Raw genomic sequence first — 13,966 nt, forward strand, 5'->3', positions numbered from 1 at the left:
TAGACGCCTTCGTACCAGCGAACCCACATGTAAAACACCGTGTAAATAGCCAACGCAAACGTCAGCCACTTCATGTCGAGTAATGGTTTATCCTGGACGGCCACGCCGCCGATGGTTGTTGCAGCCATTTCTTACCTCGTTAGTTGTGTGTATCGAAGTCGCTGGAGCCTGACTGTTTGCCCAGCGACGAAAGTGAGACTTGCGTCACAAAAAAAAATTCCCGGCCCTTAAAACCCCGCGCGGTTTGCGGGCCACCGAAGGACTCCGCGAATGGGCTGGTTCAGACCGGCATTGGCGCCGCCACACTGCCCGGAAAGTGCCTCAATGGCGCGAACGGCCTAGCCCACAAGCGCAATAGTCGGGGCTGGAAAGGGTGGGTTAGACTCCCGGCGACGTTAGCCGACGAAATTTACAACTGGGTTGGTCAGGTCTTTATAACGCATTGAAAGTAAATGCAACGCAAAGAATGGCATCGAATGTGCTTCATTCGATGCGCATTGCTTGCAGTGCAATAAGTGCGAACCGTGTTGGGGGTGCGGTTCGTCTGTGATCGTGTTCCGCGCGGCTGGAGTCCGCCAGGAGCCGATTGTTAGCCTCAAACTCCCGATGTATCGTGAAACCTACAATTTTTCTGGTCGATGATGACGATGCGGTTAGGGCCGGCCTGGCCGCTTTTCTGCGCAACAGCGGCTACAACGTGACGGCCTTCTCCTCGGGGCAGGACTTCCTCAGGGCCTTTCAGCCCGCTCGTGGGCCTGGTTGTGTGCTACTCGATCTCAAGCTTCCCGGCATGAGCGGCCTCTCGGTGCAGGAGGAGCTGATTGGCCACGGGATCGATCTGCCGATCATTTTCATGAGCGCGTACGCGACCGTTCCAGAGTCCGTCAAGGCAATGAAGACCGGTGCCGCCGATTTCCTGCAGAAGCCGTTTTCCAGTCCGATGCTGCTCGATCGAATCGCCGAAGCGCTGGAGCGGGATCGCGCTGCGCGTGAAAGACACTCGGCTCAGGAGCATGCCCGACAGCTCTACGACCGGCTCACGCACCGTGAGCAGGAAGTCGCCCAGCTCGTCGTGTCCGGCAACACCAGCAAGGATATCGCGCAATTGCTGAAGATCAGTCCGCGCACGGTGGATCATCACCGCACCAGTATCCTGGTGAAGCTGCAGGTCGAGTCCATCGCGGAGCTCGCGGCGCTCGTTGCTGCCGTCGGCAGCGATGAGCGTCCACCCACGGACCGTCCCTAGTGGATACCATCGCATGGCGGGCCCAGAGGGGTCCCAACGCGTGGTACCGGCACTGCCGGACCGAGTTGGACGGAATGCAGAGCCCATGAACGCTGAATGCTCCGATCAGATCGAGAGCGCCGAGGCGGACGCGCTCGCCGTTACCGACCCCGAGTCGATCGCCGAGGCACTGCTCTTCGCGAGTCCCGGCTGGGCACATGATGTGGGAAATTCGCTGCAGGCTGCGGGCCTGAATCTCGAACTCCTGAAACTTCAATGCGGTCAAGCGCCAGCCGACGCGCGGGCGCGCAGCGCTTTCGACGCATTACAGAGCCAGCTTGACCGTATTCGCCAGTTGGTCTCGATCTGGGTCCAGTTATCGGTCCCGGATGCGGCCGAGGCTTCGCCATTCGACTGGCGCGGTCTGCTCGACGACCTTGCAGTGCTGTTGTCCGTGACACTGCGCCATCGCGATTGCTCGGCTGAGGTCCTTTGCCCGGATCTGGAACTGAGGGTTGACGGCGACCGCTTCGCCCACCTTCATGCCGGCGTCGCCCTGGCCAGGGCCGTGCTCGACATCCTGCCGAGAGGCGGTCGCCTGCTGTTCCGAGCGGAGCGGGTCACCGGCACCGTGCTGCGCTGTTGGATTGCACAGGACACCGGCACCGCCACCGCGCCCGAGGAATTGCGGCCGCTCGAGCGGCTGCCGGCAGATCAGGCCGCATCGTGTGGGCGAGGCGTGAGTGCCGCCCGGCGCGCCATCGAGCGGGACGGTGGGGTGCTCTGGTACGCGGGTTCGGCAGCCCGCCCGGATGCCTTTTGCTTCGAGCTGCCGCTGGTTGGTGGCGGTATTCCCTCAGACGGCCAGGCCTCGGCCTAGCCGGTGTCCGGACGAGCCCTGCGTCCTAGCTCTGCCTGAAAAGAGCGCAAGATTAGCAAGCAGTATTGGCGCGCAAACACGAACAATTGCCTGTTGATAATAATCACTGTTTAATGTGAGGGAAATCCAACACGGAGACTCCCTCATGACCCGTACCCCACCCATTGCACGTTCCGCGGGGACTGTGATGGCTGCTGTGATGGCAGTTCTGGCTGACGAAGCCCTGGCCATACCTGCTGGCATGCCGACCAGCATGGAAGAAATGTGGAAAATCATCCAACAGCAGCAGCGCGAGATCGAGGCGCTGAAGAAGAAGGTTAGTGGGGCTCCCGCTCCGGCTGAGGCCGCTAAGGCGCCTGCCGAGGCGCCAGCGGGCAGTGCGGCGGTTGCTACACAGGAAGTGCCAGACTCGTCGCGGAATCCGCCTGAACAGCAGACGGTGACGCCACCCAAGAAATCCGGCAAGACCGAGCAGGAACGGAAAACCGATATCCTGGCGACCGAGGTGGAAAAGCTGAAGACGCAGCTGAACATTCCGGACAAGCGTGAGTACAAGAGTTTGTACGGTATGGGTCCGGCGGCGTCACAGGTCTACATGGTCAAGCGCGGCTTGTCGATTGGCGGTTATGGCGAATACTTTTACACCGGCTTTCAGAACGAAAAGGACACACGGCGCCGGGACGAGGTCGATTTCGTCCGTCTGGTGTTGTACGCGGGTTATAAGTTCAACGACTGGATCGTATTGAACAGCGAGATCGAGTTCGAGCATGGGACAACCGGGTCGGGCACCGAAGACAAAGGTGAGGTGTCGGTCGAGTTTTCCCAGTTGGATTTTTTGCTGGATGAGCGCGTCAACATCCGAACGGGCCTGATGCTGGTACCCATGGGGTTCATCAACGAAATCCATGAGCCCTTGTTCTTCCACGGCAACAGGCGGCCCGATGTCGAGCGGTACATCATTCCGACGACCTGGCGCGAAGTGGGCGCCGGTCTGCATGGCGAAGCCCTGCCGGGTCTGACCTACCGAGTCTACGGAATCAACAGTCTCAACGCCGGGACTACAGCGGACACCGGCTTTACCTCGGCGGGCATTCGCGACAGCCGGCAGAGCGGCAGTCGGGCGCTTGCGGAAGACTGGGCTTTCGTCGGACGCTTCGATTACGCCCCCGAGCCACTCACAGGGATGTTTTTCGGCGGTTCGGCCTTTGTCGGCGACACCGGTCAGGGAGCGCTATTCATGGGGCGTAAGGCGGATGTCCTAACTCAGCTGTATGAGGGCCATATCCAGTGGCATTACCGCGGCCTGGAGTTCCGTACGCTGGGGGCCTGGGGTCACATCGCCGATGCGTCGCTGGTCAGCGCGCAGAAGGGCGAGACGATCGGCAGTGAGAACTACGGCTTCTACACAGAACTGGCCTACGACGTCATGCCGCTTCTTTGGCCGACCTCGACACAGTTCCTGGCGCCATTCTTCCGGTTCGAGCGCTTTGATACAATCGCGAGTGCGCCCCGAGGCTTCTCGGACGATGGCTTCTGGAACCGCACCATCTACCAGGGCGGCTTGACCTACAAGCCACACCCCAACATTGTCGTGAAGGCGGATTACCGCAACATCAGTTCCCAATCCGGCGGGGTACCCGACGAATTCAACCTGGGTGTGGGCTTCATTTATTGATCGGAGCAGCGCTTTGGGACGAACTCTCCGTGTGGACAGGCGAAACGTGAGAATACGTATTTCGGTCTTGGCGCTAAGTTTGGCGTTGGGCGTCGGCGATGCCTCAGCGGTCGTCTACTACGCCAAGGATGAGGCCTTTGAACTGGCTTTCGGTGCCGATGCCGTTATCGAGCCTCGTCCGCTCTTCCTGACCGACGAGCAGGTCGCGGCCATCGAAACAAAGGCCAAAGTAAAGTTTGAATCCCAACTATTCACGTTCTATGAGGGACAGCGCGCTGGTAAGGTGCTGGGTTATGCTGCGCTTGAAAGTCATAATGTCCGCACTCAGGCGGAGACGCTGATGTTGGTCTTGTCACCGCGCGGCGAGTTGACCAAAGCCGTGATGCTCGCCTTCCACGAACCGCCGGAATATAAGCCGCCCGATCGCTGGTATGACGGACTGGTGGGAAAGCCCGCGACGGAACTGGTGCTAAACCATGGGGTCGATGGCGTCAGCGGTGCCACTCTGAGCGTGCGAGCGGCACTGGAGAGCGTGCGGAAGGTTTTGACCTTGTACGAGATATCACCCCCCTCGGGAGGAGATCAGTAGATGCGCTTCTTCGTTACCGGGGAGCAACGCCGGCAGTCGATGATCAATCTGATCATCCTGATGTTTCTGGGCTACATCGCGCTGTTCTGGGTCAGTAACGCGCTGATGTATTTCCACAAGATGAACCTGACGCCGCAGTCGGTTGTGGCCTATTACCTCGGGTCCGAGGAGCAGTTCACGCAGCCAAAGAGCTATCAGAGCCTGCTCGAAGTGACTCATTTCCATCTATTTTCGATGGGCATCCTGGTCCTGACGCTGACGCATTTGCTGCTCTTCACGGCGCTGAATCCGGTTTTGAAGCTGTGGCTGACAGGTGCGACCTTCATCTCGGCGGTGGCGGATGAACTCGCTGGGTGGCTGGTCCGTTTCGCTCACCCGGCCTTCGCCTACTTCAAGATCGGATCCTTTCTTGCGCTCGAGACGAGCCTCGCAGCGCTGTTGCTATTCACCGCGGCATCGCTAATCGCCCAACGATCTGCCTGGCGGGCCGCGGCGTCCGTATCGGCCTCGGGCGCCGGGAACGCGGTCCGCGAGCCAAGTGGCCCTTAAGCCGGCCGCTACCAGAGTTTCGGCCGCTACCAGAGTTTAAGGTCTTCCCCCCGATATCCCTCGGGTACGGTCATCGCCACAGTGGTGTCGCCCGGTTGACCAACGGATGCCAGCTGGGCCTGTTCGGGATGTTTCCGCCCGATGGAGCGGATCTCCACCGGAATGCCCGGCATGCTCTCCAGTTCGACCACCGGAATTGAGAAGCCCATCAAGCTGCTCAGCCCCTGCGTCTTCTTCGCAACGCGCTCGGCGAAATCGAGTAGCGACCGCAAGGTCGCATAGTCGTCTTCGGTCAGGCCCAGTGTGCTGGCGTCGGACAAACACACTTCGGCGACCTTGTCCTTGCCGCGCTGGACGATGACTGGCGTGCAGGTGTAAGTGCCGACGGTACGGGTCGAGCCCTGCTTCGACAGGAGCATGGGTACCCGTGTCTGGCTGGCGGCCGCGAGCTTGTCCAGATCGATTCCGCCCAGCATCGCCTGCCATTTCATGCGCTGTTCGGGGGTCAGGTTCTTCAACTGCGAGCCTAACCCGGCCAACAGCGGCTGCAGGGGTTCGGTTTGCCGACTGACCTTTTCGACGGTCTGCTTGTTCACCTTCACGTAGGTCTGCGACTTGTGATCGATCAGAACCGCTTCCCGGAGGTTGCGGTCGTACAGGAGGTCGCGATGATGATCGGAACCATCGAGATTCGGGATCAGCACCTTGCCACCCTTCACCAGTATGAGATGGGTGTCGGGTTGCCCGTTCAGCCGGTATTGGAGGGCGCTGTCGGCATGTGCGCCGGCAGCGGCCAGCACGCCCAAAAGGCAGCTAAGTTTTGCGAAGTGTGCCATGGCAAGTCCTCCCGGCGAGTGGGGTTATCCAAATCGTATTTATGGCGGATCCGGTGCCTCGGCTTCGGTGGAAGCCGGGGAGTCGCTGGAGCGGAAGTCAGTTCGTTCAGAATCGGGCGGCATGTCGGGCCACGCTGCCCCGTGGGCGCCACGCGAAACCGCCGGAATCGCGCCTCTGGCCTGGGGAACTTGGTATAGTGAATCGATCTAGAGCTAACGGCTGGAGGTCCGCGAAGCGTGGGATCGGGACATACACATGCCGCACATCAGAAATCGTCACAGGTTAGGTTGGCGCTGTCAATCGGCTTGACGCTGGTGTTCGTCGGAATCGAGGCCTGGGCCGGGCTCAAGGCCGATAGCCTGGCCCTGTTGACCGACGCGGGACACAACCTCACGGACGTCATGGCGCTAGCCCTGAGTTGGTACGCGATGCGCCTTGCGGCGCTCCCGGCCAATTCCGCGAACACTTTCGGTTATCATCGCGTCGGCATTCTCGTTGCTTTGATCAACTCGACGACGCTGGCCCTGATCGCGCTGGGTGTCATGTACGAGGCCTACGAGCGCTATCGCTCCCCGCCAGAAGTGCAGGCCGACATCCTCATTGCTGTCGGTGCGGCGGCCCTCGTCGTGAACTTGATTACCGCCTGGTTGGTGAGCCACGGGCGCGAGCACGATCTGAACCTGCACAGTGCCTTCCTGCACCTGATGGGGGACGTGTTCTCGACGCTCGGCGCGGTCTTCGCCGGGGTGGGCATCTGGCTGACCGGACTGAACTGGCTGGATCCGTTCGCCAGCGTCTTGATCGGCCTGCTGATCTTGTGGAACGCGTGGCTGATCCTCAAGGAAACACTGGAAATCTTGCTGGAAAGCGTGCCGCGTGACATCGACATGAGCTTGATGGTGCGAGATCTGCTTTCGGTGCCGGGCGTACGCAGCATCCACGACCTGCACGTGTGGAGCCTGTCAAAGAGCCTGCGGATGCTTTCCGCGCACGTCGTTACCGATGACCAGCGCATCGGTGAGGCGGCCCGCATCCTATGTGAGTTGAAAGCGGTCTTGGACGATCGCTACGGCATCGTTCATAGCACGCTGCAACTCGAATGCGTCGGCTGCGACCCGGATCACCTCTACTGCAACCTGGCGGGCGCCGGCCTTCCGGGTGCTCATGCCTGTCCGGGACATGCGCACCACGGGCCACACTCTGGAACGGAGCCCGTGGGCGCATTTGAAACCGCTGGCGAGTCAGGGGCGCCAAGGCTAAGGGCAGAGGAGTTCCCACTGCGACCATGACGGCGCGCGCGGCGCGGCCGCAGTCCGACTCCGCGCTGGCCGGGCAGACGCGCTAGCGCCGGGCCCGGGCGAGGGTTCGCTCCGCAGACCCTGAACCCGCGGCACGGTCCGTTCCCTGCAAGGCCATCGGTTCGCGGCCGCGTTGGATCAGGTCGGCCGCTTCGGAGCGCATTGCCGTGGCGGTGTCCGAGACGGCGTCCAGTTGATCATCGACCGCTTCACGCAGGGTGTCGAAGGCCTGTTCCAGTCCGCGTTCCAGTCCCCGGCGCGCCGTTTTTTCCGTGGACGGTTTCAGCTTGTGCTGCGCCGCATAGGGCAGAAGCCACGCGACGGCGATCAGCAATGCGCTATGGATCGCAAACTCCGTACCCAGGAAGGGTGTTTCGGCCTGCACGCTGCGGTAGTACAGCACGACGACTTCATACGCGACCCAGCCGGTGGCGCCGAGTGGGGCGATGACCGAGAGCAGTCCGGCCAGCTTCAGCAACAGGCGCTGCCCTCGAGTTCCGGGCCTGGCCAGTGCCTCGCGCAACGAGGTCTGGCCGGCGTCGAGCACCCATCGCGAAGCCTGATGCCTTAGCGGTTGCAAGGCGTTCCGCAACGGTGGCGAAGGCAAGCCGATGGCTTCCGCGTCAATCAGCAACCGGTCCAGAGCATCATCGAAGCACAGTTGAGCCCAGTCATCCCACAGTAGTGTCAGCACGGGTCCTTCGGCGGGTACCGACCGCGCGGTATTCAGGTCCATCGATCGCCGCAGCGGATCCGCTTCGCGGTTCACGAACCGCATTACGAATTCGTCCATGGGCCACTGCAGGCCCTTGCGCAGTTTCGCGGCGGTCGCTCGCCAGAGTTCTGCCCAACTCTCCCGCAGTGTCTTGAAAGATTGCGGTTGTCCAAAACGCGCCGCCAGGATGTCAATGGTGTCGGCGAGTTCATTGAAGCGCCCCTGCAGATTGTGCTCGGTCAGCAGCGCCATGGTTCGCTGTTCGGACAAGTCGCGGATCGTCGCTTCGAGCAGCGCGAAGTCATCGGCAGGTCGCGCCGCACTCTCAGGCACGGATGCCGTCCGAAAGACCAGCGGGGCGTCGAAGCCTCCCTCGGCGAGCAGTCGTTCGAAATCCGGGAGCTGGCTAGGATGGGCGCGATCCCACTGGTTGATTACGAAGATCCAGGCGTGATCACGCTCATGCTGCAACAGAATTCGCCAACCCCGGTCGTCGCGGTAGCGTTCGGGGCTGACCACGTAGACCAGTACGTCGATGTGCGGCAGCCACTGCAGCGCCAAATCGTGGTTGGTCCGGTCCATGCTGTCGAAATCGGGTGTATCGACCCACAGCACATCCTTGTACCGCTCGCTGTCGTGGGTAATGGCATGGATCCGATCCAGGGGCAGGTAGGACGGTAGCGGCCGCATCCGGACCGACTCATGCAGATAGACCGTGATCTCGCGCGAAGTCGGCCGGATCACCCCGGTGCGGGCCACCTCCCGTCCCGCCAGACGGTTCAGCAGCGTACTCTTGCCCACGCCCGTTCCGCCAAAAAACGCGACGACCAGCGGTCGCCGTTCCAGCCCCTCGAACAAGGCGTCGGGTGAGCGATGTTCAAGCCGCTCCAGGCGTGCACTCTCCTGCGCCGTCAGCCAGCCCTGAGCGACGGCCCGCTGACTCCAGCTAACGGCCTTGTCCCGGAGTCGTTGCAATCCGCCGTCGTCAGACATAGGCCTTCAACAATTCTTCGATTCGGCCCACACGCTCCCGCGACACGCGAAAATGCCGCGCGGGATCGAGTTGATCGGGCAAGGCCGCCAGAGGGCGACGCAGTGCGTCGTCGAGGAAGGCTGTCACGGCGGCCAGTTGCCGGCGCTTGAGGTGATCCGCGGCGCGGTCGACGTAGCGCCCGAGGGCGCTTTCGGTCAGCATCGACGTCACGGCCAGCGTTGCCGGGGCGATCACGAAATCCTGCATGCCGATGCCTCCGGAATGCAGTGCCAGGGCCAGTGCGGCGGCATCCGTCGTGAAACGGGTGGCGCGGAGGCTGTTCAGTACGACGGGACGTTCTTCGAGTCGTTGGTACAAATCCCGTGCCGTGCTTTCCACTTCCGGCTGAAACGAGCGCAGATAACTGCGCAGCGCGGCGCTGAACGGTGCTTGCAGGCCGGCGCGGGACTGCCGCAGGAGTTCGGCCACGTCGCCCCACCAGTCCTGCGCGCCGTTTTCGGCGTCGCGCCGCGCAACCGCGACGCGATGCAGCCGCAGCAACACATGTTCACCAATTTGCAGCAGCAGCGCTTCTTCGGTGGTCATGGCCTCATCGTCGGCCTCTCCCCGGTGTTTGCCGCGACCGAGACCCGAAACCTGCCGAAAGGGCCAGGTCAGTGCGCGGCGCGCCTTCGCAAGCGCGCCGCCGACGCCCGGGACTTCCAGCAGGGTCAGCAGTCGCGCCAGCGCGAGCTGAAAGGTTTCGTAATGCTGTGGGTGATCGAGGTAGTCGAGGGCGTAACGCTCGACCGCCTCTTTCATGGCGGCATCGATTTCGGTGTGCCATTCGGCTTGAGCATCCTGCTCGGCGCGCACCGGCGTCAGCCACTCGGACCAGAACCGCTCGACCAGGGCCCGCGTCTGTCGGCGCCGATCGTTGCGGAGATGCTCCGGCGATGCGAGCCGGTTGCGTAGTGTGGTCAGCAGAGCCTCAACAGCGGCCGGCGTCGCGGCCTCACTCATCCCAGCGGTGAACGGAATGGTTGTCGTCTCGGGCGAGTGGTCGCGCCGCGCCGCGCGCCATTTTTCGTGGAAGGAGCTCACCACCAGTTCGCAGGCCTGTGGCTCGATCTTGTTGATGACGACGAGCACTGGCTGATGCAGGGCTTCCAGCAGTTCGAGCATGTCCCAGACCGTCTGGTCGGCATATTTGTCCTTGCTGACGACCAGGATGGCCAAGTCGACCAGGGCGGCGATGCGCAACACCTGGCTGCGGTAAATGTCGGAGTCGACCGAGTCGAAATCCGGGGTGTCCCAAATGCAGCCACTTGGGGCCAGTCCCGTCGGAAGCGTTGCGGCTGCCGGCGAGAGCGTGTAGCGGTCGAGATGCTCACGACTGAGCGCCTCGGCTTCCACGCGCTCCAACCCGCGAAAAAAAGGTGCCAGGTCCTCGGCCAGGCGGTCGTGGTCCGGGCCCCAACCGAAACCCTGGGGATGAATCGTGTAGCCGGCGAGTGGGCTGACGCCGGCACGTGTGACACCCAACAGCCAATTCGTCAGGGAACTCTTCCCCGCCTGTGTGGGGCCAAGCAAACCGATCTGGGGAGGGAGATCGGGTGCCGCCTGGTGCAACCGGTCCCGATCGACGCTAGCGATCGACAATTCGAGCGAGAACACGCCTCGATTCTCATCCGGCGCGTCGGATGACCGCAGCGAGCGCCGCTGCCGCGCGCGGAAGCAGGACTCGAGGTGGCGCAGGAAGCTGGCAATCTCGATCGCCACGGGGTCGCCGGCCACGAGCGCATTGCGCGGGGAACGATCCGGATTCCGGGAAGACGGCATGCAGGAATACTTTGGGTTGCAGGGGTAGGCGCCAGCTGGGGCGTCAGATACCCGTCCGGCAGTCCGCCTTGATCACGGCGGTTTCGCAAGCGACGTCGGGCATCCAGGGCGAAGGGTTTGTCAACATTGGTCGGAATGATAGCAAAACCGGTCGCGCAGAGGCTGCGCCGGACGCGACGGGCTTACTCCGCCGAGGACAGAGCGCGGGAATCTATCGGCTGGCGCGGGCCGTGGGGTGACGGCCCGGCGAGCGAGACCTGGCCTCGATGCGGCATCAAACGGTCAGGATGATGCGCACCGCATCGAGTCTTAGTTGGGCGGACTGTATGCAGTGATGTAATTCCACGCCTTCCTGTTTGAGGCGATCGAGTTCTTCCCGCCGGACTGAAGGATTCACTCTGCGCAGCGCAGCCAGCCGTTTCAACTCGTCGGTCATCACCGTCAACATCAGGCTCTCGGCGTCGGCAATCAAGCTGGCGAGACGACGGTGAGCCGATCGCTCGGCACGCTTCAGCAGGCGCTCGATCAATCGCTGCTGGTTTCGCAGGAAGGGAGCCACCGTCGCGGCTGGAATGGACTCTTCGAGGTCCGAACCATCAGGCGTGTCTTCCGGGGACACCTCGTTACCCTGCGCATCGATCCGGCTCTCGATCAAATGAGGCGGCAGAAAGCGTCCGATCTGCAGGTGCCGTGGCGCGGGCGATTCGACGATGTGAAAGGTTTCGACGAAAAGCTGGCCAGGGGGGTGGCCGGAGCCTCGCACGAGGCTCAAGGCGGCGTTGCCGTATTCGCCGTTCAGCAGCAAGTCCATCGCACCTCGCACGAGCGGATGCTCCCAGGTCAGAAACGCCATGTCCTCGCGTGCAAGCGCGATCGAGCGATCGACGGTCGCGGTCAACCCGTCTTCGGGCAACTCCGGAAAGTGCGGTACGCGCATGTGTTCGCTGGGCGTCAGGATCACACAGTTGGCGGAGTGATCTTCGACCGTGACGCCGAAGTGGTCAAACACGCGCTCGAGATAGGCCGACAGCTCCGGATCCCGGTCGATTGCAGCGATCTGATCGATCGTGCGGCTCGCCACGTCGGGGCGGCAGGAGCTCAGCTCTAGGAGGCGGTCCCGACCGCGATGCAGCGCGTCCGCCAGTTCCTCCCGCAGGTTTTGCGAACGGCGCACCAGCACTTCCAGCCGCTCCGGATCCGGGTGGACGATCGTGTCGCGCAGATCGGTGGCAACCTGTGCCAGCACGGCCTGGGCCGCCGGACAGGGGTGACGGAAGGCATCAAGACCCTCGGCATACCATCGCAGTAGGCATTCCTGCCCGCTGCCACGAAAGTAGGGCACGTGAATGTTGACCGTCGCCGTCTGGCCGATCCGATCGAGACGACCGATGCGCTGTTCAAGTAAATCGGGGTTCAACGGCAAGTCGAACAGCACCAGATGATGCGCAAACTGGAAGTTGCGGCCCTCGCTACCGATTTCGGAGCAGATCAGGGCCTGAGCCCCCTCGGTCTCCTGGTCGGCAAACCACGCTGCGGCGCGATCGCGCGCCACGATCGTCAGTTCTTCATGGAAGGCCGCGCAACGGATTCCCGCCTGTTGTCTCAGTGCCAACTCCAGCTGTACCGCCGTCGCCGCCTTGGCGCAGATGACGAGAACCTTGGCCGGTCGCAAACGTTTCAGCAAATCGACGAGCCACGCCACGCGCGGGTCGCGCCGCGGCCAGTCGGCCGCTGACTGAGGTTCATCGAACAGGCGCACGCTCTCCGGATGGAGATGGTCCTCGGGTTGCGCGGCAACCGAGCCCAGGGCAGTACGGTAAACCTCGGGCAGTTCGAGGGCGTGGGGGTGGAGTTCCCGGTCGGGGAAACCCTGCACGGTCACCCGGGTGTTCCGAAACAAGACGCGCCCGGTGCCGTGCCGGTCGATCATCAGCTGGATCAGGGCGGCGCGAGCAACTGCATAGCTGTCGGGTTCACCGAGTTGGGCCAGGAGGGCCTCGGCGCCATCCGCAGCGAGCACCTCGGAGAGCCGTGCGAGAACCTGGGCACTGGGTTGGCGTTCATCGATCAGTCGATCGATCACTTCCGCCAGTTCACGGTAATGACGTTCCTCCTCCAGAAAGGCTGTCAGATCGTGGAAGCGCTCTGGATCCAGCAAGCGCAGGCGGGCAAAGTGGTCGCTTTTCCCCCATTGCTCGGGCGTGGCGGTCAACAGCAGCAAGCCCGGGCAGCTGCCGGCAAGCCGTTCGACGAGCACGTAGGCGGGGCTGGGCTGCTCGGGCGTCCAATGCAGGTGATGGGCCTCGTCGACGACGCAAAGGTCCCAGTTGGCAGCCACTAGTTGCTCCGCGCGGTCAGGATCCGCGAGCAGGAAGTCCAGACTGCAAAGGACCAGCTGCTCGGCAAGGAATGGATTGCTTTGCTCCGCCTGGGAGTAGCGTTCCTCATCGAAAAGGCTGAAGCGGAGATTGAATCTCCGGCGCATTTCCACGAGCCATTGGTGCAGCAGAGGCTCGGGTACGATCAGCAGAACGCGTTCGGCCCGACCGGTCAGCAGGCGATGGTGCAGGATCGAGCCGGCCTCGATGGTCTTGCCCAGCCCGACCTCGTCGGCGAGCATCACCCGTGGATCCGGGCGGCCGGCGACTTCGCTGGCGATGAATATCTGATGAGGGATCAGACTGACGCGCGCGCCGATCAGACCCCGCACCGCAGACTGCTCGAGCTCGGCCAGTTTGCGGCGCGTTGCCAGGCGCAGCCGGAACAGGCTTACCGGGTCGAGCTGGCCCGAGAACAGCCTGTCTTGCGGCTTGTTGAACTGGATGAAATGGTTGAGTTCGATCTCTTCGAGGGAGAACGGCATGCCATCCGCATCCTTACCCTCATATACGAGCAGGCCCGCATCCTCTGCGATAGCGGTCACGGTCAGGACATTGCCGTCCACGTCCTCCACCGTATCGCCGGGCACGAAGCGGACACGGGTGAGCGGCGCGGTGGCGCCCGCATAGATGCGTTCTTCGCCGCAGGCCAGAAACCGGATCGTGACACGGTTGGCGTGTACGTCGACGACGGTGCCGAGGCCGAGTTCGGGCTCGGTGTCGCTGATCCAGCGCTGGCCGGGAATGAATTGGGGCAAACGCGCGTCCTCTTGGCGGGGCTTACGGATGGAAAAAGGGCGGCGATTGTAGCAGGCGCATTGGTCAGGACGGTAGGTCTGCGCGCTGCACAAAGGCTCTAGACCATAGGCGCGGGGCCTGGTGGCTAACCGCGAACCTCGGCTCTTCAAACGCGCCTCGGGTAGTGAGGGGCCTACGATTTGGGTAAGCTTGCGCCCAGGATCAACGTGCACGGCACGATGATGCCGACTGTGTCTTCGGTCTCAC

11 protein-coding genes are annotated in these 13,966 nt (G+C 62.6%); 6 read left to right on the plus strand and 5 right to left on the minus strand.

Annotation, left to right across the window (positions count from 1 at the left end):
- The coding region (locus tag ACW73L_RS21370) for a methane monooxygenase/ammonia monooxygenase subunit C (RefSeq protein ID WP_498924599.1) at positions 1–128 on the minus strand (128 nt) is incomplete at its 3' end.
- 485 nt (positions 129–613) lie between these two features.
- Here ACW73L_RS21370 and ACW73L_RS21375 point away from each other — a divergent pair.
- The 5 genes from ACW73L_RS21375 to ACW73L_RS21395 all read left to right on the plus strand — a co-directional run bounded on the left by ACW73L_RS21375 (position 614) and on the right by ACW73L_RS21395 (position 4,918).
- Positions 614–1,246 (plus strand): response regulator transcription factor, encoded by a 633-nt coding sequence (locus tag ACW73L_RS21375; protein WP_498924568.1) that lies wholly within the window; start codon positions 614–616, stop codon positions 1,244–1,246.
- Positions 1,247–1,331: 85 nt separating this feature from the next.
- Positions 1,332–2,105: an ATP-binding protein gene (locus ACW73L_RS21380; protein WP_498924569.1), complete on the plus strand. Its 774-nt coding sequence runs from the start codon at positions 1,332–1,334 to the stop codon at positions 2,103–2,105.
- Positions 2,106–2,304: 199 nt separating this feature from the next.
- The gene (locus tag ACW73L_RS21385; RefSeq protein WP_498924570.1) at positions 2,305–3,780 is read left to right on the plus strand and encodes a hypothetical protein; all 1,476 of its coding nucleotides are present in this window, start codon (positions 2,305–2,307) and stop codon (positions 3,778–3,780) included.
- A gap of 46 nt (positions 3,781–3,826) precedes the next feature.
- Complete coding sequence (locus ACW73L_RS21390) at positions 3,827–4,369, plus strand: FMN-binding protein (RefSeq protein ID WP_498924571.1); 543 nt, start codon at positions 3,827–3,829, stop codon at positions 4,367–4,369.
- The gene (locus ACW73L_RS21395) at positions 4,370–4,918 is read left to right on the plus strand and encodes an Aq_1264-related membrane protein (protein WP_498924572.1); all 549 of its coding nucleotides are present in this window, start codon (positions 4,370–4,372) and stop codon (positions 4,916–4,918) included.
- A 26-nt stretch (positions 4,919–4,944) separates the two neighbouring features.
- Here ACW73L_RS21395 and ACW73L_RS21400 read toward each other — a convergent pair whose 3' ends face one another.
- Positions 4,945–5,754 carry a hypothetical protein gene (locus ACW73L_RS21400; protein WP_498924573.1) on the minus strand — a complete coding sequence of 270 codons (810 nt, stop codon included), beginning with the start codon at positions 5,752–5,754 and terminating at the stop codon, positions 4,945–4,947.
- Between the two features lie 288 nt (positions 5,755–6,042).
- Here ACW73L_RS21400 and ACW73L_RS21405 point away from each other — a divergent pair, with 288 nt between their 5' ends.
- Positions 6,043–7,044: a cation diffusion facilitator family transporter gene (locus ACW73L_RS21405; RefSeq protein WP_498924574.1), complete on the plus strand. Its 1,002-nt coding sequence runs from the start codon at positions 6,043–6,045 to the stop codon at positions 7,042–7,044.
- A gap of 52 nt (positions 7,045–7,096) precedes the next feature.
- Here the strand turns inward: ACW73L_RS21405 and ACW73L_RS21410 are convergent, their stop codons facing one another.
- The 3 genes from ACW73L_RS21410 to rapA form a co-directional block, all read right to left on the minus strand.
- Positions 7,097–8,761, minus strand: coding sequence for a GTPase (locus ACW73L_RS21410; RefSeq protein ID WP_498924575.1), 1,665 nt, complete (start codon positions 8,759–8,761; stop codon positions 7,097–7,099).
- Complete coding sequence (locus ACW73L_RS21415; protein ID WP_498924576.1) at positions 8,754–10,583, minus strand: GTPase; 1,830 nt, start codon at positions 10,581–10,583, stop codon at positions 8,754–8,756. Before ACW73L_RS21415 ends, ACW73L_RS21410 begins: the two co-directional genes overlap by 8 nt.
- Before the next feature lie 274 nt (positions 10,584–10,857).
- Positions 10,858–13,719, minus strand: a complete 2,862-nt coding sequence (gene rapA / locus ACW73L_RS21420) for an RNA polymerase-associated protein RapA (protein WP_498924577.1) — start codon at positions 13,717–13,719, stop codon at positions 10,858–10,860.
- Positions 13,720–13,966 lie beyond the last annotated feature (247 nt).

The organism is Methylolobus aquaticus (assembly GCF_054172105.1).